This window comes from Streptomyces buecherae (genome assembly GCF_014295035.1).
In the GTDB taxonomy this organism is placed as follows: domain Bacteria; phylum Actinomycetota; class Actinomycetes; order Streptomycetales; family Streptomycetaceae; genus Streptomyces; species Streptomyces youssoufiensis.
In genome coordinates this window covers 3,161,105-3,183,089 of sequence record NZ_CP060404.1, presented here as the reverse complement: position 1 = coordinate 3,183,089, position 21,985 = coordinate 3,161,105, and the positions used below count along the sequence as shown (strand labels likewise).

At 74.8% G+C, this 21,985-nt stretch carries 18 protein-coding genes; 9 read left to right on the top strand and 9 right to left on the bottom strand.

All coding sequences use genetic code 11. The features are described 5' to 3' along the window. Positions 1–139: 139 nt before the first annotated feature. Positions 140–2,011 carry a helix-turn-helix domain-containing protein gene (locus H7H31_RS11845; protein ID WP_232109804.1) on the bottom strand — a complete coding sequence of 624 codons (1,872 nt, stop codon included), beginning with the start codon at positions 2,009–2,011 and terminating at the stop codon, positions 140–142. Between the two features lie 874 nt (positions 2,012–2,885). Between H7H31_RS11845 and H7H31_RS11840 the strand changes: the two genes are divergently transcribed. From H7H31_RS11840 to H7H31_RS11830, 3 genes are all read left to right on the top strand, one after another. After that, the gene (locus H7H31_RS11840; RefSeq protein WP_187061660.1) at positions 2,886–4,403 is read left to right on the top strand and encodes a hypothetical protein; all 1,518 of its coding nucleotides are present in this window, start codon (positions 2,886–2,888) and stop codon (positions 4,401–4,403) included. Between the two features lie 63 nt (positions 4,404–4,466). Further along, positions 4,467–4,658 (top strand): hypothetical protein, encoded by a 192-nt coding sequence (locus tag H7H31_RS11835; RefSeq protein ID WP_187061659.1) that lies wholly within the window; start codon positions 4,467–4,469, stop codon positions 4,656–4,658. After that, complete coding sequence (locus H7H31_RS11830; RefSeq protein ID WP_187061658.1) at positions 4,655–5,881, top strand: IS21 family transposase; 1,227 nt, start codon at positions 4,655–4,657, stop codon at positions 5,879–5,881. Before H7H31_RS11835 ends, H7H31_RS11830 begins: the two co-directional genes overlap by 4 nt. A gap of 125 nt (positions 5,882–6,006) precedes the next feature. Here H7H31_RS11830 and msrA read toward each other — a convergent pair whose 3' ends face one another. Further along, positions 6,007–6,672, bottom strand: coding sequence for a peptide-methionine (S)-S-oxide reductase MsrA (msrA, locus tag H7H31_RS11825; RefSeq protein ID WP_187061657.1), 666 nt, complete (start codon positions 6,670–6,672; stop codon positions 6,007–6,009). Positions 6,673–6,819: 147 nt separating this feature from the next. Next, positions 6,820–7,914 (bottom strand): hypothetical protein, encoded by a 1,095-nt coding sequence (locus H7H31_RS11820; RefSeq protein WP_187061656.1) that lies wholly within the window; start codon positions 7,912–7,914, stop codon positions 6,820–6,822. A gap of 260 nt (positions 7,915–8,174) precedes the next feature. Here H7H31_RS11820 and H7H31_RS11815 point away from each other — a divergent pair, with 260 nt between their 5' ends. Continuing rightward, positions 8,175–9,341 (top strand): cystathionine gamma-synthase, encoded by a 1,167-nt coding sequence (locus H7H31_RS11815; protein ID WP_187061655.1) that lies wholly within the window; start codon positions 8,175–8,177, stop codon positions 9,339–9,341. 124 nt (positions 9,342–9,465) lie between these two features. Here H7H31_RS11815 and H7H31_RS11810 read toward each other — a convergent pair whose 3' ends face one another. The 3 genes from H7H31_RS11810 to H7H31_RS11800 form a co-directional block, all read right to left on the bottom strand. Then, a complete protein-coding gene (locus H7H31_RS11810; protein WP_187061654.1) occupies positions 9,466–9,720 on the bottom strand; it encodes a hypothetical protein in 255 nt (84 codons plus the stop codon). Then, positions 9,717–10,256, bottom strand: a complete 540-nt coding sequence (locus tag H7H31_RS11805; RefSeq protein ID WP_187061653.1) for a sigma factor-like helix-turn-helix DNA-binding protein — start codon at positions 10,254–10,256, stop codon at positions 9,717–9,719. The genes H7H31_RS11810 and H7H31_RS11805 overlap by 4 nt, the downstream gene beginning before the upstream one ends. A gap of 863 nt (positions 10,257–11,119) precedes the next feature. Continuing rightward, positions 11,120–11,653, bottom strand: a complete 534-nt coding sequence (locus H7H31_RS11800) for a MarR family winged helix-turn-helix transcriptional regulator (protein ID WP_176163731.1) — start codon at positions 11,651–11,653, stop codon at positions 11,120–11,122. A gap of 167 nt (positions 11,654–11,820) precedes the next feature. Here H7H31_RS11800 and ilvA point away from each other — a divergent pair, with 167 nt between their 5' ends. The 3 genes from ilvA (at position 11,821) to H7H31_RS11785 (ending at position 15,629) form a co-directional block, all read left to right on the top strand. Beyond that, entirely contained in the window at positions 11,821–13,098 is a 1,278-nt protein-coding gene (ilvA, locus tag H7H31_RS11795) for a threonine ammonia-lyase (RefSeq protein WP_187061652.1), read from the top strand. Between the two features lie 651 nt (positions 13,099–13,749). Beyond that, positions 13,750–14,769 (top strand): ATP-binding cassette domain-containing protein, encoded by a 1,020-nt coding sequence (locus H7H31_RS11790; protein ID WP_187062955.1) that lies wholly within the window; start codon positions 13,750–13,752, stop codon positions 14,767–14,769. Between the two features lie 32 nt (positions 14,770–14,801). Next, a complete protein-coding gene (locus tag H7H31_RS11785; protein WP_372455972.1) occupies positions 14,802–15,629 on the top strand; it encodes an ABC transporter permease in 828 nt (275 codons plus the stop codon). A 181-nt stretch (positions 15,630–15,810) separates the two neighbouring features. Here H7H31_RS11785 and greA read toward each other — a convergent pair whose 3' ends face one another. Further along, on the bottom strand, positions 15,811–16,308 hold the full coding sequence (gene greA, locus H7H31_RS11780; protein ID WP_187062953.1) for a transcription elongation factor GreA: 498 nt from the start codon (positions 16,306–16,308) through the stop codon (positions 15,811–15,813). A 404-nt stretch (positions 16,309–16,712) separates the two neighbouring features. Then, positions 16,713–17,120 carry a DUF4307 domain-containing protein gene (locus H7H31_RS11775; RefSeq protein WP_187062952.1) on the bottom strand — a complete coding sequence of 136 codons (408 nt, stop codon included), beginning with the start codon at positions 17,118–17,120 and terminating at the stop codon, positions 16,713–16,715. A gap of 107 nt (positions 17,121–17,227) precedes the next feature. Between H7H31_RS11775 and mca the strand changes: the two genes are divergently transcribed. Further along, positions 17,228–18,100: a mycothiol conjugate amidase Mca gene (gene mca / locus H7H31_RS11770; protein ID WP_187062951.1), complete on the top strand. Its 873-nt coding sequence runs from the start codon at positions 17,228–17,230 to the stop codon at positions 18,098–18,100. Positions 18,101–18,104: 4 nt separating this feature from the next. After that, complete coding sequence (locus tag H7H31_RS11765; RefSeq protein ID WP_187062950.1) at positions 18,105–18,353, top strand: hypothetical protein; 249 nt, start codon at positions 18,105–18,107, stop codon at positions 18,351–18,353. Positions 18,354–18,532: 179 nt separating this feature from the next. Here the strand turns inward: H7H31_RS11765 and H7H31_RS11760 are convergent, their stop codons facing one another. Next, complete coding sequence (locus H7H31_RS11760) at positions 18,533–21,958, bottom strand: tetratricopeptide repeat protein (protein ID WP_187062949.1); 3,426 nt, start codon at positions 21,956–21,958, stop codon at positions 18,533–18,535. Positions 21,959–21,985: the final 27 nt, after the last annotated feature.

Sequence of the window (21,985 nt, the reverse complement as noted above, 5' to 3'; positions counted from 1 at the left end):
CCGGCCCCGGGGTGCGCCGGGACCCGGCGTGTGCCGGGGGTGCGGGTGCACCGGGGGTGCGGGTGCGCCGGGGTGCGGGTGCGCCGGGGATGCCGTAACGAGGGGCGCGGTACGGGCGTGTGGGTTCAGCGCGTCCGGGTCACAGCGCCTTGAGCGCCCGCATGGCCAGCCACAACTCGTACTTGGCGCTCGGCGCGTGCAGCAGCGAGCGGCCCAACGCCTCCTCCGCCCTGGTCAGCCGCTTGCGGGCGCCAGGCAGTGAGATGCCGAGCGCGCCGGCGGCCTGCGGCAGCTTCGCGTCGGCCCGCAGCCAGGCGCGTACGGTCTCCGTCCCCGACGGCAGGTTCGCCCGCTCCAGCGGCTGGAGCTGGGCGCGCGCCCAGACGCCGGCCGCCGGCGTGCCGAGCAGGTCCTCCAGCGTGGCCGGCGGCCGGTCGGTGGGCGTGGGCAGGGGGGCGCCACGGAGCTGGAGCGCGAGCCAGGCGGCGGACTGGTCGGCCAGCCGGCCGAGGTCGAGCCCGAGCAACTCGTCGATCAGCCGCACCCGGGCGCCCAGCGTGTTGCGGTGGATCTTCAGATGGCGGCTGGCGGCGCCGCCGAAGGTCAGCCACGAGCCGAGCGTGCCGAGCAACTCCTCGCCGCCGGGATCGGCCCGCCGCGGCGGCACGTAGTGCAGGCAGGGCGCCAGCAACTCCTGGGCCCAGCGCAGCGCTTCCGGAGTGGCCAGCGGCGTCAGGTCGAAGTCCCGTTGGAAGCTGGCCCGCCCACTGGGAGCGGTCCGGGCCACGGCCAGCGCGTGGAACGCCTGCTCGTAGCCGATCGGGGTCTCGCGCAGCGGCACCTCGCCGCTGACCCCGATCAGGCACTCGGGCACCCGCTCGGCGATGGCCCGGTCAAGCCCGCGCACCCCCACCGTCTCGACGGTCGTGCCGGCGCGCCCGCTGCGGCCCGACGCGGGGGACTGGTGCGGGAGTTCGCCGAACATCGCGCGGAAGTCGGTGGCGCAGTTCTCGTCGTCCACCCGGCCCTCGGCCGCGCCGCCCGCCGGTTCGACGGGAGGCCGCGCGGGGGGCGCCACGCCCTGGTCGAGCGCCGCCCTGGCGGCTCCGCCCGCCCTGCCCGCCGGCTCCGGCACGGCCGGGACCAGGGCGATCAGATGGGTGGGCCGCACGGGGCAGGGCACGATCCACGCCTTGCCGCGCGCGGCGTGTGCGATCCGGTCGGCGATCTCGTACCGCCGCTGGCCCGGGCACTCGATCACGTAGACGTAGGCGAGCTGGGGCAGCGGTGGCTGCAGGGCGGCGGCGATGCGGTGGGCGGCCGGGACGCTGCCGACCATCAGCAGGTGCAGCACCGCCTCGCGGCCGTGCGCCTCGGCGGCCTCCACCCGCACCCGGTCGCGGTCGGCCTCCTCAAGCCGCCAGCACAGGCCGAGCGTGCGGGCCGCGTCGGCGAGCAGCACCTGCGGGCGCCCGGGCCGCCGCCCCGCCCCGTCGGGGGCGATCAGTACGAGGTACGGGGCCTGCCGGCGCGGACCGGCCTCCGCGTGCGCGCCCCCGGCCCCGGCGGTCAGCGAGACCAGGAACACCGTGCTGCCGGCGTCGGGCTCGGCGCGTTCGCCGGTCGCCGCCGGGACGCTGAGCACCGCCGACGGCGTGCCGCGCCGGTGCAGCCCGGCCACGGCGCCCGTCGCGGCGCGCAGCGCGGGGCTGGGCGGCGGGGCGGGGGTGAGGGCGGGCGTGCCGTCGGCGTCGATCAGCGTGGCGACTCCGCCGGTGCGGTGCGCGAGCCACTCCAGGATCGCCCGGACGGCACCACGCTTGGTCGCGAGGCGCGAGAGGGTCATGACGTCGTCGGCGCGCACGGCGCGGTCGGCCTGCTCGGGCCGGTCGTCGCCGGTCCTGTCGGGCCGGCCGTCGCCGGGCCCGTCGGCCCGCGTCGGCCGCTCGCTCAGGGGCTCGCCCGCCGCCCGCCGCGCCCCCACCTCAGTGCCCAACGCCGCCCGTCCCATGAAGCAGCAGATTAGTGCGTCAAAGCCGGTCGCGGGCGCGAAGGTTGGACTCCACCAACCCCATGTTGCCCGGCTCACCCACGGGCCCCAACCGCCCCGGTACGCCACGCCGAACGGCCCGCGATCCGGCCACCGCCGCGCGGCCCGCGACCCCGGCTGGCCGCTCCGCGCGGGGGCGCTCGGGCCGGGGGCGGCTCCGTTCGGAGTGGCTCCGGCCGAGGGTGGCTGCGGCCGGGGTGGCTGCCGCACGGTCGGCCGTGGCGTGCGGTCGGCGGCGGCGCGGGGGGAGCGGGACGTGACGGAGGGCGGAATCCGGCGCGGGGGAGGGTTCCCGGGGGCCGGCGGGGCGGCATGGGGGTTCGCCTTGCAGCGCGACGGCGCGTGGGCGGATGCGCGCGCCCCCGTCGTGCGCGCCCGGTGAGGCGTCACCGGACGGTCGGGTAGGGGCGCGACGTGGCCGGCGACGGGGTGCCGCGACCGCCCGTTCCAGAGCGTCTGGTCGACCTCAACGGCCCTACGAAAAAACGGAGTTAACCTCTCGGTAACCGTGCGCGACAACGGGATGAATCGCCCTGTTCGGGGCAGAGTGCCCGCCGTACGGGCGGATTGGGCGGCCGGGGTGGGAGTGAGGCACACCGGCGCGGGGGCCGGATCGGCGGCCGTCGGCGGGAGCGGACCGGGGCGCTCCGTGACCGTATGCCAGTTCGGAGAGCCCTGTTCACGCGCCGAGGCGGCCAACAATGCGCCGGGTGCCAGGGGTTGCACCGTCCTGAGCGTTCGTGTTCGATGCGTGCACCGCCAGTTCCGTGAGCCAGAGGGGGAGGAACTCACCGTGACGGCGTGTCTTCCTGTCTGGTCCGCGGTGCGCCGCTGCGTGTCGGCCTCTCGACGCACGGCGCTGTTGCTGTGCGCCCTCGGTGGCTTCCTCGCGCTGGCGAGCGTCCTCGCGGGACAGGCGCACGCCAACGGCTCGCAGGACGGCGGGCGCGAGGCGCGCGCCGACCGGTCGGCGTCGCAGGGCGAGCGGGCGGCGAAGGGCGCGCGGACCACGTCGGCCGGCCCGAACCGAACCGCCACGACGACCGGCAAGGACACGGCGGTTCACGGCGCCCGAGCGGCCGGCAAGGCGAAGGCCAAGGGGAACGCCGGGGCCGCGCCTCATGCCACGGCGACCAGGTCCACGCCCGGGGACCAGCACGGCGGCCGGCAGGCCGCCGGCGACCGCAAGGCCGGCAAGGCCAACGCGCAGCACGGCCCCGGCCAGCCCGACCGGGCCAAGAGCCGGAGTGGGTCCAAGGGCGAAGCCAAGGGCAAGGGCGACAAGAACGCGCACGCACCGGCCAAGAAGGCGCACGCGGCAACGGAGAACGCGCACGCGAAGGCCAAGCAGACGCCGCGCGAGGCCGCACACGCCACGTCCGGTGACAAGGCACCCGGCGGTAAGGGCAAGGCCCACGGCGATGGCCCCGGCAAGGGCCACGGCGGCAAGGGCAAAGGCAAGGGCGAGGCCCACGGCGGCAAGGGCAAGGCCCACGGCGACGGCCCCGGCAAGGCCCACGGCGGCAAGGGCAAGGGCAACGGCCACGGCAAGGGCCGTGGCGGGGACGCCGGGGGCCCCGGCGGTCACGGCGAGAGGCCGGGCGAGGGCGGCCAGGGGCGGCCCGGCGCGGATGTGCCTCCGCCGGCGCGCCTGCTTCCCGCCGCGCCCGACGCGCTCGGCCCGCAGACCGGCCCGCGCACCCCGGACACCCCCGCGCACGCCGGCCCGCGCGTGCCGCACACCCCCGCGAACCCGGAGCCGCCGGGCCACTCCGAGGCGCCGAACCGGCCGCACGAGCCGGGCACCTCGCCCCTGCCGGACCCGTCCGAGCGTCCCGCGCCGTCCGACTGCGCCGGCGACGGCGCGGACTGCGCGCGCCCCGGTCGGGGCGAGGGGCCGGGCCGGGAGCGTTCGGCGGACGCCCCGCCCAGGGGCGCGGGCCCGCTCGCGCGTCACGGCGCCGCGAGCGCCCTCGTCGGCCCGCCGTCCGGCCCGCTCGGCGCGGTCCGTACGGCCCTGGCCACCGCGTCCGCCACCGGCGTCGAGCGACCGCACTCCGACGCGCCGGACTGCGGCACCGAGAACCGGCCGCACGGCGCGCCGGGATGCGGCGGCCACCAGCACGCGCCGCAGGCGCCGTGCGGCTCGCCGGGCCCGATCGGCCCCACCGCGCCAGGTGGGCAGGGCGGTTGCGGCCACGGCGGCGACCAGACCACCAAGCGCGCCCTCGACAAGCACGACCTGCCCGCCACCGCCGCGCTGCACCCGCCGCGCACCGCGGACGGCCGGCCGCGCGACACGGCTTCCCCGCTGCACACGCGCCCGCACGACGTCGTCGAACACCCCGGGTAGCACCGGCGCGCCCACCGGCGCTCCACCGCCACCCTTTCGTTCGAGACAGAGAGCACACACGCCATGTTCAGTCGTGAGCGCATAGCGCCGTTCGCCGGAATGCCGTACGGGCTTCCGCGCCAGTCGCACCCCGCCCAGCCGATCCCCGCCCAGCCGATCCCGGCCCAACCACTGCCCCTCCGCGTCCTCGACCGTGGCCCGGCCCGCCGCGCCGGTGCGGCCCGTGCGGCGGCCCCGCTGGGGGTGGCGGCATGAAGATGACCGACCGGGAGATCATCGAGATCCTGGTGGCGTACGACGCCACCGAGAGCGTGTACGCCGCGGCGCGGATCGTGGGCTGCGACCCCAAGACCGTCCGCCGCTACGTGGCGGCCCGGGACGCCGGACGTCCGGTCACCGGCCCCTCGCGCCGGTCGCGCTTAGCTGACGCCTACGCCGAGAAGATCGAGGAGTGGGTCGACCGCTCCGAGGGTCACATCAGCGCCGTGCGGGCGCACGAGCGCCTGGTGCGGATGGGTTTCACCGGCAGCGAGCGCACCACGCGGCGGGTCGTCGCCGAGACCAAGAGCCGCTGGCAGAGCGGTAGTCGGCGGATCTTCCGGCCCTGGGTCACCGAGCCGGGCCTGTGGCTCCAGTGCGACTGGGGCCCGGGGCCCCTGGTGCCCGGGCCCGACGGCGAGCCCCGGCGCACCGCCCTGTTCTCGGCCTGGCTCGCCTGGTCGCGGTACCGGGTGGTCATCCCCTGCCGGGACCGCACGCTGGGCAGCCTCGTCTGCTGCCTGGACGCCACCCTCACGGCGCTCGGCGGCGCCCCGACGTACCTGCTCACCCGGTTGCGCCAGGAGGGCGGCGCGCGCCACCCGGACGTGGTCGCCGTCGGGCGCCACTACGGCATGAAGGTGCGCACCTGCGTGCCGCACGACCCGGAGGGCGGCGGCACCCAGGCCGGCGTGCGCGTCGCGGCGGCCGACCTGACCCCGACCGACGCGGACCTGCGCGCGGAGTACGCGTCCTTCGCCGAACTCCAAGCGGCCTGCCAGGAGTTCGGGCAGTGGTTCAACGGCCAGGTGCGGCACTGGCAGGGCCAGCGACCGGACGCCGCGCCGGAGGGCGAGGGCGAGCCGGAGGTCGAGCGGCGGCGGGCGCAGGCCCAGGCGGCCACCCCCGCCGAGCGGCTGCTGATCGAGCGCACCCGGCTGCACCCGCTGCCGCCGGCGCCCTGCGTCCTCGGACTCGGCCAGCAGACGACCGTCAGCGAGACGGACACGGTGGTGCACGACGGGACGCGGTACGCCGTACCGGGCTCGCTGACCGGCGCGCAGGTGTGGCTGCGGGCCGCGCGCGGTGAACTGGCCGTCGTCGCCGACCTCGCCGCGCTGGCGCACCGCCCGTCGCACCTGGTCGGTGCCGACGGGTTGACGGAGATCGCCCGCTACCGCACGCCGTCCCGCGGCGCCTCGCGCAACGGGACGCGGTAGCACCCCGCCCCGCACCGGGAGGCGTGGCCGGCCGGGCCCTCGGGGTCCGGCCGGCCAACGGCCCCGTCGACCGGCGTACCGCGCGGGCGCGCGGCGGCCGGTCGACGGGGCGCCTGAGGCGCGTACTAGCCGTTCTCCGCCACGCGGGCCACGCCGACCGGGCAGGAGACGCCCGTGCCGCCGATGCCGCAGTAGCCGGTGGGGTTCTTGTCCAGGTACTGCTGGTGGTAGTCCTCCGCCGGGTAGAACGGGCCGGCGATCAGGATCTCGGTGGTGATGTCGCCGTACCCGGCGTCGGCGAGCACCGCCTGGTACGCGTCGCGGGACTCCAGCGCCGCCGAGACCTGCTCGTCGGAGTGCGCGTAGATCGCCGAGCGGTACTGCGTGCCCACGTCGTTGCCCTGGCGGAAGCCCTGGGTCGGGTCGTGGCCCTCCCAGAAGACCTTCAGCAGCGCCTCGTACGAGGTCTTGGCGGGGTCGAAGACGACGCGCACGACCTCGGTGTGCCCGGTCAGACCGCTGCACACCTCCTCGTAGGTGGGGTTGACCGTCTGGCCGCCCTGGTAGCCGGCGACGGTCGTCCACACGCCCGGGGCCTGCCAGAACTTGCGCTCGGCGCCCCAGAAGCAGCCGAGGCCGAAGTCGGCGACGACCAGGCCCTCCGGATACGGGCCGAGCAGGGAATTGCCCAGCACCGTGTGCCGCTCCGGGACCTCGTACGGCCGCTCGGGACGGCCCTTGAGCGTCTCATCGGCGGACGGGAGCTGGTTCTTGAAACGACTGAACAGCATGGTCTCTCCAGAGGCAGGCGATCGGCCGCTCGTACAACGTCTCGCGGCCCGCGTCCATTCCAGCCCGCGACGGGTCGGTCGCGGGGCGCCACCGCTCGCTCCGGCGCGGCCGGTGGCCGGGAGCGCGGCGCATCGGGCGGTGGTCGGCTACCGCGGCAGCGTCGCCGGCGTGCCGCCCGCGCCCTCCCAGCCCGCGACGGCCGTCGCGCGGTAGCTCGCGTACAGCTCCGCCGGGTCCGGGCCGTACGACCACGGGACGGCGCCGACGTGGCCGTCCACCAGCCGGAGCTGGACGATGGCCTCCGCGTACCGCTCCGCGCGGACCAGGAACCAGATGAGCAGGTGCCGCACGTGCGGGGCCACCGGGTGGTCCGCCGGCGCGTGCAGCAGCGCGTACTGGGCGCCCTCGATGGCACGCGTGACGACCACGCCGCGGTACAGGCCCTGCACCAGGTTGGCCTCCGGGAGGTGCTCGAAGACCGCGAACAGGGGCAGCGCCGGCAGCAGGCTCTTGTCCGGGGCCCCGGCCGCCGCCTGCTGCGCGAAGGCGTCGGCCAGCTCCTTGGAGCCGTGCCACTTCTCGCACCAGTAGTGCAGGGCGGCCAGGTGCGCGCCCATGTGCGCCGGGGCGCGGTCGCGGATCTTGGCCCACAGCTCCTCGAAGTCGGCCTGCCGGTAGCCGAGGCCACGGGCGATGCCCAGCTCGACGAGGTAGGGGACCGGGTCGCCGGGGGCCAGCAGGGCGGCCTCGCCGCAGACCGTACGGGCCTCCTCCAGGATCATCGTGAAGTCCTCGGAGCCGGAGTCCCGCAACGCCTGGCGGACCAGGAACTCCGCGTGCACCGCGGCACCGCCCGGGTCCTTCGGCGCCTCGACCCGCCAGGTGCGCAGCCACACGCCGCCCTGCCCCGGGTTGATCGCCAGCTCGTGCACGGCCGCGCCCGCCAGCGTCTGCACCCGCTGCCAGCGCAGCTCGGACGAGGCGTCGGTGTGCGCGAGCAGCCGCGAGACGGGCCGCCAGTCCTGGGAGCTGGTCACCTCGGCCAGCGTCGCGACCAGCTCCTCGTCGGGCCCCGGCAGCCGCACGTCGAGCCGCTCCACGGGCAGGAAGCCGTACTCACCGGGGTCGGAGAACCGCCGCGCGCCCGACATCGCCTCCTTGCCGCCGCGCCGCCGGCGCAGCATCGGCACGATGACCATGCCGATCATGAGCAGGCCCATGAGGATGAAGAGAAACTCCATGATGCTGTCCCGTGTGCTGTCGTGGGAGCCGCGCCGAAACCGGCACGGCCCGTCAGTCCGCTGCCCCGCCGCCCCACCGTTCCCCGCGCCGCCCGCGCCGCGCCCGCGGGGCCGCGCGCCGGGCGCGGCGCCGGAGCGCGGGCACCGGCGTCGGCCCGTGGCCGGCGTTGGCCCGCGTAACGGCCTTCGCCCTACAGCCTAAGCGCGCCGTTCACGAGGAGGGGCGGCGCGGGCCCGGCGGTGAGCATTACCCTCGGCCCATGACTGACCAGCACCCTCAGCCGCACGCTTCCCAGAGCTTCGAGACGCTCGCCATCCACGCGGGGCAGGCCGCGGACCCGGCCACCGGCGCCGTCGTCCCGCCCATCTACCAGGTCTCCACCTACAAGCAGGACGGGGTGGGCGGGCTGCGCGGTGGCTACGAGTACAGCCGATCCGCCAACCCGACCCGCACCGCGCTGGAGGAGAACCTGGCCGCGCTGGAGGGCGGCAGCCGGGGCCTCGCCTTCGCCTCCGGGCTCGCGGCCGAGGACACGCTCCTGCGCGCCCTGCTCGTGCCCGGCGACCACATCGTCATCCCGAACGACGCGTACGGCGGCACGTTCCGGCTGATCTCCAAGGTCATCGAGCGCTGGGGCGTGCAGTGGTCGGTCGCCGACACCTCCGACCCGGAGGCGGTACGCGCCGAGATCCGCCCGAACACCAAGCTGATCTGGGTCGAGACCCCCACCAACCCGCTGCTCGGCATCACCGACATCGCCGTCATCGCGGACATCGCCCGCACCGCCGGCGTGCGGCTGGTCGTGGACAACACCTTCGCCAGCCCGTACCTCCAGCAGCCGCTGGCCCTCGGCGCCGACATCGTCGTGCACTCGACCACCAAGTACATGGGCGGCCACTCCGACGTCGTGGGCGGCGCGCTCATCACCGCCGACGCCGCGCTGGGCGAGGAGCTGGCCTACCACCAGAACGCCATGGGCGCCGTCGCCGGCCCGTTCGACGCCTGGCTGGTCATGCGGGGCACCAAGACGCTGGCCGTGCGCATGGACCGGCACAGCGCGAACGCGGAGCGGATCGCCGAACTCCTCACCTCGCACCCGAAGGTCGCCCAGGTCTACTACCCGGGTCTGCCCGAGCACCCGGGCCACGAGATCGCCGCCAAGCAGATGCGTAGCTTCGGCGGCATGGTCTCCTTCCGCGCGGCGGGCGGCGAGCAGGCGGCCATCGACATCTGCAACCGGGCGGAGCTGTTCACGCTGGGCGAGTCGCTCGGCGGCGTCGAGTCGCTGATCGAGCACCCGGGTCGGATGACGCACGCGTCGGCGGCCGGCTCCGCCCTTGAGGTGCCGGCCGACCTGATCCGCCTCTCGGTCGGCATCGAGTCCGCCGACGACCTGATCGCGGACCTGAACCAGGCGCTGGGCTAACCGGCCACGCGCGGCGCCGGGCCCGGCCGCCGGGCCGGGCCGGTCCTGGCCGCGCCGGGCTGACCTGGGCCCGGCGCCGCGCCGTACGGCCCCGGCCGGGACGCACCCCCCGGCCAAGCAGGGGCTACCAGCCCCCGAGGGGCGGCGTCGTCGAGCGGGGCGGTGGGGTCCAGGGCTCGGTGAGGGCCGCCCACACCGTGACGGCGAACAGGGCCGCCAGCAGCACGACCCAGGTCGCCAGGTGGACGGCCCGGCGCCGGCGCAGCGCCCGCCGACCTCGGGCGGCGGCCCGGTCGGCCAGGTCCCACGGAAGCGCCGGCCGTGGCCGCGCCTCCAGCATCTGCCGCACCTCGTCCTCCCTGCGGTCCCAGCCGCTCACGGCCCCCGCCCCTCGGCCGCGCGGCTGCCGGGGGCCGCGCCGGCGCGCTGGTCGCGGGGGCGGTCGCGGTCCGGGTCACGGTCCCGGTCGTGGTCCGGGTCGCGCAGGACCGCGACGGCCCGGGCGCACACGGCGCGCACCCGGTCGGGCGATAGACCCAGCGTGGCCGCGGTCACCTCCTCGGCCACCCCCTCATGCAGGCGCAACACCAGCACCAACCGTTCCCGCGGCGTCAGCGCCGCCAGCGGGCCGTGTCCGGGCGGACCCGGACGGCGGTGCCGCCAGGCCGAGTGCGCGAAGCGGGCGGCGAGTTCCTGCCGGGTGCGCTCGTACGGGTCCTCGCCGCGCAACTGGTCCCAGCGCGCGTACGTGCCCGCCAACGCGGCCGTGAGCAGCCGCTCGGCAGCGACGCACCGCTGCGGGGGCTCGGCCGTGAGCAGGGTCGCGACATGCAGCAGTCGGCCGCCCGCGCCCGCGACGAACGCCGCGAACTCCCGGGCCCGGCGTTCGTCCCTCGCTGCTCGCCGTCTCCCCACCGTGCCTCCCGTGTTCGCGAGAACACGACCCCTTCAGGACACGCCAGCGGGCCCGCCCGGTCAAGGGTCCGGCGGCCGGCTCGTGAGGACGGCCTCGGAGCGCGCCCGGGGGCGGCGGGGCGTACGGCGGCGTCGGCGCGAGCCCGCGCCATCCGCCGCGACCGGCCGGCGCGAGCCGCTGTGCGGTGGTGGCGGGGCGGCGGTGTGGGCGACGTCTCGTCGCGGATTGCTCACATCGTGAGATGCCGGCCAACGGCCGTGCGTGGAATGACACCATGGCATATGCCAAAGGCATAGGTGCAGCGTACGAAGCGCGCGCCGACAGCCCCACGGCCGCCACACTCAGGCGCATCGCACGCCCCGCACGGCGGCCCGCCGAGCCCCACGCGGCGCCGGACCAGGACCGCTGACCGCGGACCGCGCCGCCGAGCGCCCCGCCGCGTGCCGCGCGTCGCGGGCCGCCGCGCCGAGCCGCCCGGCGGTGGCGTCCGACCGCGCCGGCGACGCGCGGTCGGCGGACGGCGCCGCGCCGGTCGCGGTGCCCGAACGGGCAGGCGGCGCACGGCGTGACGGGCAGGCGGGCGCGCGGTACGGCCAGGAGTGCGGGCAGGCGCGTAGGCGCGGTGGGGGAGCGCGGCGTGGGCGCGCGGGCCAGGGCGGGAGCCGTGGTGACGCTGGCGCGGGAGCGGCCCTGGTCGGCGCGGAGACGGGGCGCGGAGCGGAGGAGGCCGGATGGCGGCCCCTCCGGTGGGGGTGCCGACGCACGCCGTACGGCCCTCGGGGTGAGGCGGGCCGCAAGCCGCGGACGCGAGGTCAGAGCGTCGGTCGTTCCAAGCCCCGGTACGGGCCGGGATAAGCGCCGGTCAGGAGGGTGTTGCCAACTGCGGTGCGCCGTGGATCACCGAGAGCGCGGCATTGAAACGGGTCAACAACGTGCAGAACTGGTCGCGTTCGTCCGCCGTCCAGTCCTCGGTGGCGATGGCCATCAGTTCGCGGCGGGACGAGCGCACCTCCTCCAGGCGGGCCTTGCCGCGCGGGGAGAGTTGCAGGACGACGGCGCGGCCGTCCTCGGGGTGCGAGGTGCGCTTGACCATGCCGGTGTCCACGAGGGGCGCGACTTGCCGGGTCACGGTGGACGAGTCGATGCCCATGCTCAGCGCGAGCTTCTTGACGCCCATCTCTCCTTCCTGGTCAAGCCGGTTGAGTAGGAGGTAGGCGGCGCGGTCCATCGAGTTGCGGGCCTGTCCGACGCCGCCGAGACGGGTCTGCTCCGCGCGTCGGGCGAAGACCGCCACCTGGTGTTGGAGAGAGTCGAGGACGCCGGTCTCCTCCGGCGCCGGCCCGGGGGTCGTCCCCCGGGCCGTAGTCGCAGTCGTCATGTCCGAATGGGTGGGCATGGCCTGGGGCTCACTTCGTGCGGTGGTCTGAAGGATGGGGGACAGAGTACGCGGCCCCGGCGCCCGCCGTACCTGCCCTGCGTCAAGCAGTGCGAAGCGGGCCCACCACGCCGGGTGGGGCGGGCCGGCGCCGGCGGGATCGGGCCGACGCTGCGACACTGGGCACCATGGCTGCACGCGTTGACGACGGGGCTGACCCCGTGGACCCGGGGGACGGCGACGACGGCGCGCGGGAGGCTGCCGGCGCGGTGACGCTGGAGGCCGTGCGCGCCGCGCAACAGACGCTGTCCGGCGTCGCCCGGGTCACCGCGCTGGAGGGCAGCCGGTTCCTGACCGACCTCCTTGCCGCACCGGCGCACCTGAAGTGCGAGAACCTCCAACGCACCGGCTCCTTCAAGGTGCGCGGCGGATACGTGCGCATCGCCGGCCTCTCGGCGGCCGAGCGGTCCGCCGGCGTGGTCGCGGCCAGCGCCGGCAACCACGCGCAGGGCGTCGCGCTCGCGGCGTCGCTGCTCGGCGTGCGCTCGACCGTGTTCATGCCGGAGGGCGCGCCCCTGCCCAAGGTCGCGGCGACCCGGGACTACGGCGCCGAGGTGCGGATGTGCGGCGACGTGGTGGACGAGACGCTGCGCGCGGCCCAGGAGTACGCCCGCGAGAGCGGCGCGGTGTTCATCCACCCCTTCGACCACCCCGACATCATCGCCGGCCAGGGCACGGTGGGCCTGGAGATCCTGGAACAGTGCCCCGAGGTGCGCACCATCGTCGTGGGCATGGGGGGCGGCGGGCTCGCGGCGGGCATCGCCGTCGCGGTGAAGGCGCTGCGGCCCGACGTGCGGGTGGTGGGCGTCCAGGCGGCGGGCTCCGCCGCGTTCCCGCCCTCGCTCGCGGCCGGGCACCCGGTCGCGCTGGACGCGCCCACCACCATGGCCGACGGCATCAAGGTCGGCCGCCCCGGCGACCTGACGCTGCGTATCGTCAGCGAACTCGTCGACGAGATCCGTACGGTGACCGAGGACGAGCTCTCCAGCGCCCTGCTGCTGTGCCTGGAGCGGGCGAAGCTCGTGGTGGAGCCGGCGGGCGCGAGTTCCGTCGCCGCCCTGCTCGCCGATCCGGGGGCCTTCGACGGGCCGGTGGTCGCGGTCCTGTCCGGCGGCAACGTGGACCCGCTGCTCATGCAGCGGATCCTGCGCCACGGCATGGCCGCCGCCGGCCGCTACCTCTCGCTGCGGCTGCGGCTCACCGACCACCCGGGCGCCCTCGCCTCGCTCCTGCGCGTGTTGTCAGAGGCGGACGCCAACGTGCTGGACGTGAGCCACGCCCGCACCAACCCGCGGCTCGGACTCACCGAGGTGGAGGTGGAGTTGCACCTGGAGACGAAGGGCCCGGGCCACTGCGCCGAGGTCGCCACCGCGCTGCGCGCCGCGGGCTACACGATCACGCCGTAACCGGTACGCCCGGCCACGGCGCACCGCCGCCCGCCGCGCACCGCCGCCCGCCGCGCACCGCCGTCCGCCGCGCGCGGACGTTTCGTACGGTCGGGATCTCCCGTACGGCCGGCAATTTCGTACGGCGGGTGGTTTCGTACGACCAGGCGTTCCGCGCGACCGGTGGGCCCGCGCGACCGGTGGGCCCGCGTGACCGGTGGGCCCGGGCGGCGGGTGGCCGGGGGTGCGGTGGGTCTCCGGGGGGCGTAGGGGGTGGGTGGGGTGTGAGGTGTGGCGTGGGATGGGCACTCGACCGGCGTGGCCGTCGAGGTGCCGTGGCGGGTCGGGGGCGTCGCCGGCGTGGAGCGGGGGCGGGGGTCCGTCCGAGGGGCGGTGGGGCCCGCCGGCGCGCTCTGGCGTGCGGGGGCGGGGCGGCGGACGTACCGTGGACCTTCGGACGCGATACTGTCGCAAGTCTTGACGCGATATAACGTGTCTCACTATAACGGTGAGCACTCGACCCTCCTCGGGCAGCGGGCGGGCGAGTGCCATGGTCCGGCCCCGTGGACCGGACGGTCCGAGGTGCGGCTGTCGCCCATCGCGCCCCCCGCCCCCGCCCCCACGTCCCATCGCAGTCACCGATCAAAGAACCAGCCACCCTGGGAGAACCTCATGCCAGGCGCCATCTACGCCGAAGGTCTGGTCAAGACCTTCGGCAAGGTAAGGGCTCTGGACGGCGTCGACCTCGACGTCCCCGAAGGAACCGTGCTCGGCCTGCTCGGCCCGAACGGCGCGGGGAAGACCACCGCCGTCCGCGTGCTCACCACCCTGCTGCGGCCGGACAGCGGCAGGGCCGTCGTCGCGGGCATCGACGTGCTCAAGCACCCCAACGACGTACGGCACGTCATCGGCCTCTCCGGCCAGTTCGCCGCGGTCGACGAGTACCTGACGGGTCGTGAGAACCTGCAGATGGTCGGCCAGCTCTACCAGTTGAGCTCGCGCGACGCGAAGGCGCGGGCGGCCGAGCTGTTGGAGCGCTTCAACCTCACCGAGGCCGGCGACCGCACCGCCAAGACGTACTCGGGCGGCATGCGGCGGCGGCTCGACCTCGCGGCGGCCCTGGTCGTCAGCCCGCCCGTGATGTTCATGGACGAGCCGACCACCGGCCTCGACCCGCGCAACCGGCAGGCGCTGTGGGGGATCATGCAGGAACTGGTGGCCGGCGGCACCACGTTGCTGCTGACCACGCAGTACCTGGAGGAGGCCGACCAACTCGCGCACGACATCTGCGTCGTCGACCACGGCCGGGTCATCGCGCGCGGCACCTCCGACCAGCTCAAGGCGCAGACCGGCGGCGAACGGGTCGAGGTCGTCGTGCACGACCGGGACCACCTCGGCACGGCCACCGAGGTGCTGCGCGGCTTCGGCAAGGGCGGCACCAGCGTCGAGAGCCACACCCGCAAGGTCACCGTCCCGGTGACCGGCGGCGCCAAGCTGCTGGCCGAGGTGATCCGCGAGCTGGACGCCCGCGGCATCGAGATAGACGACATCGGCCTGCGCCGCCCCACCCTGGACGACGTGTTCATCTCCCTCACCGGGCACGCGGCCGAGCGGGAGGCGGAGTCGGACGGCGACCCCGAACCGGCCGGCGGCCCGGGCACGACCACGAGCGACGGGGAGGTCGCGAAGTGAGCACCACGAGCACCAGCACGGCCCGCCGGGCAGTGCCCCCACCAGCCCACGGCGGCCTCGTCCAGGCGGCGCGCGACTCCCTGGTCATCGCCAAGCGCAACCTGATCCGGATGACCCGGATTCCCGAGATCGTCCTCTTCGGCCTCATCCAGCCGATCATGTTCGTGGTGCTGTTCGCGTACGTCTTCGGCGGCGCCATCCCGGTCCCCGGAGAGCCCGGCAACGACGCCGCCGACTACCGCGAGTACCTGATGGCGGGCATCTTCGCGCAGACGGTGACGTTCGCCACGGCGGGCGCGGGCGCCGGCATCGCGGAGGACATGCACAAGGGGCTCGTGGACCGGTTCCGCTCGCTGCCGATGTCGCGCGGCGCGGTTCTGACCGGCCGCACCCTCGCCGACCTCGTACAGACCACGCTCACCGTGGTGGTGCTGGTCATCGTCGCGCTGATCATCGGCTGGCGGGCGCACGAGGGCATCCCGAAGGCCGTCGGCGCGATCGCGCTGCTGCTGCTGTTGGGGTACGCCTTCTCGTGGATCGGCGCCCTGATCGGACTGTCCGTGCGGACCCCGGAGGCGGCCACCTCCGGCGGCCTGATCTGGTTCTTTCCGCTGACGTTCATCTCGAACGCGTTCGTGCCCACCGGGAACATGCCGACGTTCCTGCAGCACGTGGCGGACTGGAACCCGTTCAGCGCCACCGTGCTCGCCTGCCGCCAACTGTTCGGCAACCCGGACGGGCTGCCCTCGGATGCCTGGCCGATGGAGCACCCGGTGCTCGCCTCGGTCCTGTGGTCGGTCGTGATCATCGCGCTCTTCCGCACCCTGGCGGTCCGCAAGTACCGCTCGGCCGCCACCTGACCCCGCCCGTGTCCGGGCGTCGCGACCGGGCCGTGAACGACCGAACCCCCGACGCCGTGCGTCGGGGGTTTCGTCGTCGGGGCTGCCGCGGGCGGCGGCTCGAACACGTTGGGCCCGCGGCGCTCGTGTGGTCCCCGGGGCCCGGTCGGGTACTACCGGCGCGCGGGCCCGTCGCGGTGGCTCAGCCCTGGTAGGGCTTGGCCGCGAGGATCTTCACGGACGCGGTGCGACCGTTGGGCAACTCGTACTGCGCCTCGTCGCCCACCTTCTTGCCGGTCACGCCCTTGCCGAGGGGGGACTGCGGGGAGTACGTCTCGATGTCCGCGCTCGCGTACTCGCGGGAGGCCATCAGGAAGGTCAGCGTGTCGTCGGGGTCGCCGTCGAACGCGATGGTGACGACCATGCCGGGCTCCACCACGCCGTCGTCCGCGGGGGCCTCTCCGACCTTCGCGTGCTGCAGGAGCTGCGTGAGCTGGCGTACGCGGAGCTCCTGCTTGCCCTGCTCTTCCTTGGCGGCGTGGTAGCCACCGTTCTCCCGCAGGTCACCCTCTTCACGGGCGGCCTCGATCTTCTTCGCGATCTCGACACGTGCGGGACCCGACAGGTACTCCAGCTCGGCCTTGAGCTGGTTGTACGCCTCCTGGGTCAGCCAGGTGACGTTGTCGCTGGTCTGGGTCACAGGTGCTCCTCGTCGGTGCTGGGGGAATACAAATGAACGCCCTCCTTCAAAGGGTGCGCCTTCAAAGGTGGGCGAAACCACGAGCCTAACAATTCCGCGCGGAAACGGGGAGGAGGGAAGGGTCTGAACGCGTAGGAAACACGTCAGAACGGGGGCGGACCGGGGTGACAGTGGCCGGCCGACCCGCTACCGGACCCGCTCCACGGCCCCACGGCGCCCCCTCGGCGATCCCTGGGCCCCGCTGGGCCGAAGCGACGGCTCCGACGGCCCCCGCGAACCCACCCGGCGCCCGCCCCGGCCGACTACGGGCCGTACGGCGCCGACGCGGAGCCCGGGCCGCGTGTGCCCCGCGTGCCCCGCGGACGAGGCGGCCGGCGAGCCCGCCGTAGCGCGCGGGCGCGCGGTCAGCCGTCGGACGCCTTGCACTCGACCACCGTGGCCGTGGTCGCCCGCTTCGTCGTACGCACCGTGACCACCTCGTCCACCTGCTTCTGCCGCTGGTCGAACGTGAAGTCCTTGCGGCCGACCTCGGAGCCGTCCTCGGCCTGCGAGCGCACGGTGCACACGCCCGTGCTGTCCCGGTCCTTGCGCACCTCAAGGTGCACCTCGATGGCGTTCTCCGAGACCGCCTTGAAGGCGATAACCCGTCCGCTGACCTTCTGCTCGGCGACGTAACTGAACCCCGCCCAGGCCACCACGCCCAGCAGGCCGGCCCCGAGCACGGCGCCGATGATCTTCAGCTTGCGATCCGCGCGCTCGTCAGCGGAGCGTCCGTAGCGCTCGTCCGGCCGGGCGTCGCGCACCGTCGCCATGATCATTCCTCCTGGTCAGCTCGCTGGTTGAAAACTCGGAATTATTCCAGCCCAGCTTGGGTCACTATAGGAGGCGTCTTCTTTGACCAAGGACTGAGGATCGAGTCTTGACTGAGCAGCTACGACTGATGGCCGTTCACGCTCACCCCGACGACGAGTCGAGCAAGGGTGCGGCCACCATGGCCAAGTACGTGTCCGAGGGGGTGGACGTGCTGGTCGCCACCTGCACTGGTGGTGAGCGAGGCTCCATCCTCAACCCGAAACTCCAGGGCGACCCCTACATCGAGGCGAACATCCACGAGGTGCGCGCCAAGGAGATGGACGAGGCCCGCGAGATCCTGGGCGTCAAGCAGGAGTGGCTGGGCTTCGTCGACTCCGGGCTGCCCGAGGGCGACCCGCTGCCGCCGCTGCCCGAGGGGTGCTTCGCGGTGCAGGACGTCGACGAGGCGGCCGGCGCGCTGGTGAAGCTCATCCGCTCGTTCAAGCCGCAGGTGATCACCACCTACGACGAGAACGGCGGGTACCCGCACCCGGACCACATCATGACCCACAAGATCAGCATGGTGGCGTTCGACGCCGCGGGCGACCCCTCCAGGTACCCGGAGGCCGGCGAGCCCTGGCAGCCGCTGAAGCTCTACTACAACCAGGGCTTCAACCGCCCGCGCACCGTCGCGCTGCACGAGGCGCTCCTCGAACGCGGCCTGGAGTCGCCGTACGGGGAGTGGCTGGAGCGCTGGAAGGAGTTCCAGAAGCGCGAGCGCGAGCTGACCACCTACGTGCCCTGCGGCGAGTTCTTCGAGATCCGCGACAAGGCACTGATCGCGCACCGCACCCAGATCGACCCCGACGGCGGCTGGTTCCGGGTCCCGATGGAGATCCAGAAGGAGGTCTGGCCCACGGAGGAGTACGAGCTGGCGAAGTCGCTAGTGGCGACATCCCTCCCCGAGGACGACCTCTTCGCGGGCATCCGCAACAATTGACACCATGATGACCGCGACTAGCACCCTCGCCCTGACCCACGCGTCTCCGGTGTTCGAGCTCGCCAAGGAAGTGGATGACAACAAGGTCACCCCTGGCGTCCTCGGCTTCATCGTCTTCGCGGTCATCGGCGTCGCCGTGTGGATGCTCATGAAGAGTATGAACAAGCACATGAAGAAGGTCGACTTCGAAGAAGCGCCTTCCGCCGAAGATCAAGGCTCTGACCAGCGCGAAAGCGCGGCAACGGGTCGATAGCGGGCCCACGGTGAGCGCGCCGCCCCCGTGGGGAACCCCGTTCCCCCGGCGGTAACCCGGGCGCGCTCACCCGTGATCGGCTCCCATCCCGCGCCCATCGCGCCCCGTGCGCGGCCTCCCGGGCGGCGGCCCACGCGCGGCGCCTCGTCCGCGCCCACCGTCGTTGGCTACGGCTACGGCTACGCGGCGCTCGGCTGTATGCGGCGCGGGAGCACGGCCATGACCTCTCGGGCGTACCGGCTCGGCACCATGCCCAGCCGCCACGCCTGCCACCCGCTCTCCGGCTCCACGCCCCGCTCCAGGACCAGGGCGAACGCCTCGGCGTAGTCCTCAAGCGAGGGATCGCAGGCCCAGTCCGCCGCCCGCAGCTCCCTCAGCAGCCCGGCCAGCTCCTCCTGCGCGACGGCCACCCCGACCACCGAGCCGCCCGCCGAGGCGAACGGCAGCAGCGTGCAGCGCAGGAACCTCGCCCAGCTCTCCCCGCGCCGGTCCCCGTACCCCTGGAACAGCCGCGCCGCCTCGTCCGTCAGCTCCAGGGCCTGCCGTGCCTTGCCGTTGCCGGCGTCGATCACCGCGAGCTCCACGCACGACCACGCCTCACCGTGCGGCACACCCACCCGGCGGAAGTCCTGGCGGGCGTCCTGGAGGAGCTGGCGGGCGAACCCGCTGTTGCGCAGCGAGCCGGTCTGCGCGGCGCGCAGGTCGCGGGTGACCCGCGCCGAGTGGTGCCGGGCACACGCAAGGCCGTACACGTCGCGCATCCGGCTGAACATGTTCCTGGCCCGCTCCAGGTCGCGCAGCGCCGCGTCGTGGTCGCCGCGCTCCTCAAGGGCCTGGCCCAGGTAGTACAGGGTCCACGCCTCGCCCCGCGCGTCCTCGCTCTCCCGGTGCCGGGCCAGGGCCTGACGGAGCTGGTCGACGGCGGCCCCGGGGTCGTGGTCGACCAGCCGGGCCCTGGCGAGCTGGGTGAGCGCCCACGCCTCGCCCCGGGCGTCGCGGGTGCGCCCGTACGCGGCGAGGGCGTCCCGCAGCTCGCGCTCGGCGTCCGCGACGCCGCCCATCCGCAGGAAGACCTGGCCGAGTTGGAAGTGGGCCCACGCCTGGCCGTGCACGCTCTCCCCCTCGCGGTGCAGCTCAAGCGCCTCGCGCAGGAGTTCGTGGGCCCGGGCCAGGCGGGCCCGGTCGCGCTCGACCGCCGCGAGGGCGTGCAGCGTCCACGCGCGGTCCGCGCGCAACTCCTCACCCGCCTGGAGCTCCAGCGCCTCGTGCAGCTTCGCCGCCGCCTCCGGCAGGTTGCCCTGCTGTTGCAGGGTGATGCCCAGGTCGCGCAGCGCGCGGGCGGCGCCGGCCGGGTGGTGCGCCTCGAAGTAGAGGTTGACCACCGAGGACAGCGTCGTACGCGCCTTGTCCAACTCGCCCAACTGCCGCGCGGCCACACCCGTACGCCACTGCACGGACCGCACGAGCAGGCCCTGGTTGGCCGCGTTCGACAGCTCGCTCAGCTCGCCGAGCCGGTACAGGTCGCCGCGCAGCAGGCAGTAGTCGCACAGCGCGCCCAACAGGTGCAGCACCGCCGCCTGGTCCACGCCCTCGTCGATCTGCCGCAGCGCGGCCGTGATCGAGCTGGACTCGTCGTCCAACCAGCGCAGCGCGGCGTCCAACGACCGGAAGCCGTGCCCCGCCGCGGCCCCCGTGGTGAAGGCGTGGTCGGCGCGGGTGGAGGTGTTGCCGTCGACCAGGCGGATCACCGAGTCGGCCAGCTCCGCGTAGCTGCGGATCAACCGCTCCTGCGCGGCGCTACGGTCGGCCGGCTCCTCCTCCGCGAGCAGCCGCGCGTGGGCGAAGGCGCGCACCTGGTCGTGCAGGCGGTAGCGGCTGCCGCGGGTGTACTGGATGAGCCCGGCCCGGCCCAGGGCCTCCAGGTGCCGGCCCGCCGTGCGGTCGTCGGCCCCGAGCAGCGCCGCCGCGGCGGCCGTGCCCAGGCTCGCCCGGCCGGCCAGCGCCAGCCGGCGCAGCAGCCGGCGGGCGTCGTCCGCCTGGTCGGCGTACCGCAGGCGCAGCACGCGCTCCACGGGGCCCGACCTCTCGGGGCCCGGCGGCTCGGAGCCCGGCGGCTCGGAGCCCGACCTCTCCGGGCCCGACGGCTCGGCCGCGGTCAGCTCGCTGACGAGCGCGTCGGGGGTACGTGAGGCCAGGGCCGAGCCCGCGATGGACAGGGCGAGCGGGAGCCCTGCGCACAGCTCCGTCAGGCGGTCCGAGGCCAGCGCGTCATACGGGTCGGCGCCGCTGTCGGACCCGGCGCCGGCCGCCTGCTCGGCCGCGGCCCGCAGCAACTCCTCGGCCGCCGCCGTCTCCAACGGCCCCACGGGGAGCCGGTGCACCCAGGCCGGCACGTCGGACGGGAGATCGAGCGGGGTCCGCGAGGTGACGAGGACCAGGCTGTCGGAGCGCTCGGGGATGAGCGTGCGCACCTGCTCGGCGTCGGACGCGTCGTCCAGGACGATGGTGACCGGGACGGCGGTCAGGTGCTGCTGGTACAGCTCCGTCAGCCGCTTCAGGTGCTGCTCGTGGGTGGGCCGCTCGCGGAAGAGGAGCTGATCGCGGGGCGCGCCGAGGCGGTTGAGCAGGTGCAGCAGGGCGTCCCGGGTGGCCAGCGGCGGCACGCTCGCCGCACCGGAGGCCGTGGCGCTGCCGCCGCGCAGGTCCACCACGCACGCGCCGCGGAACTGGTCGCGCAACTGGTGCACGGCCTGCACGGCCAGCGCCGTGCGGCCCGAGCCGGGCGGGCCGTCCAGCAGCACCACGGTCGGCCTGGTCTCCGTGCTCGCCCGGGCCTGGTGGACCCACTGCGCGATCTGGGTGAGCTGCGCCCGGCGCCCGACGAACACGCCGCTGGTCTTCGGCAGGTGCTGGAAGGACTGCTCCAGCACGCTGCGCCGACGGGCCGCCGCGCTGCGGTCGGCGCCCCGCAGTTGAGGGGCCCGCGCCCCCGAGGCGAGCGGCGTGGTGGCCTGCCGGCGGGCCGTGCCGTTCGCGCCGCCGTGGCCGTTGCCGCGCGCCACGGCGGTCGTCATGCGGTGTTGGTCGAGGAAGGGGCGGATGCCCCGCACCTCGAGCGCCGTCAGCCACTGGAGCCGCAGTTGCTCGGGCCCGCCCGGCTGGCTGTGCAGCGCGGCACGGCGGTGCGACGCGGGCCAGTGCCCGGCGGTCAGCTTGACGACGGTGGCCGCGGAGCCGGCCGCCGCCACGGAGAGCCCCACGCTCAGGGCGGCCCCGGCCGACGCGCCGTACCCGAGGTCGGCGCCGAAGGCGGTCGCCGCGGCCACCACCGTCACCAGGGCCGGAGTGCCCAGGTTCCGCCGCGAGAGCCGGGCCGCCAGCGGGATCTGATCGCCCGTCGCGTCGTCCAGCGCGCGCAGATAGGCGGCGTACTCCTCTCCCGCGGCCGACGCGATGTCCTCCATCGCGGACTTGGCCCGGCTGAGCAGCGCGCTGCCGTCCGTCCTGCCACCCGAACGACGCACCTCCTCCTCCACCGCGCGGGCGAGCAGTCGTTCGGCCTCGGTCCGATGGCTGGGCCGCAGAACGGCCTGTGAGTTCGGCATGCGTTCCCCCTTGTGAAGCGTTCGCGC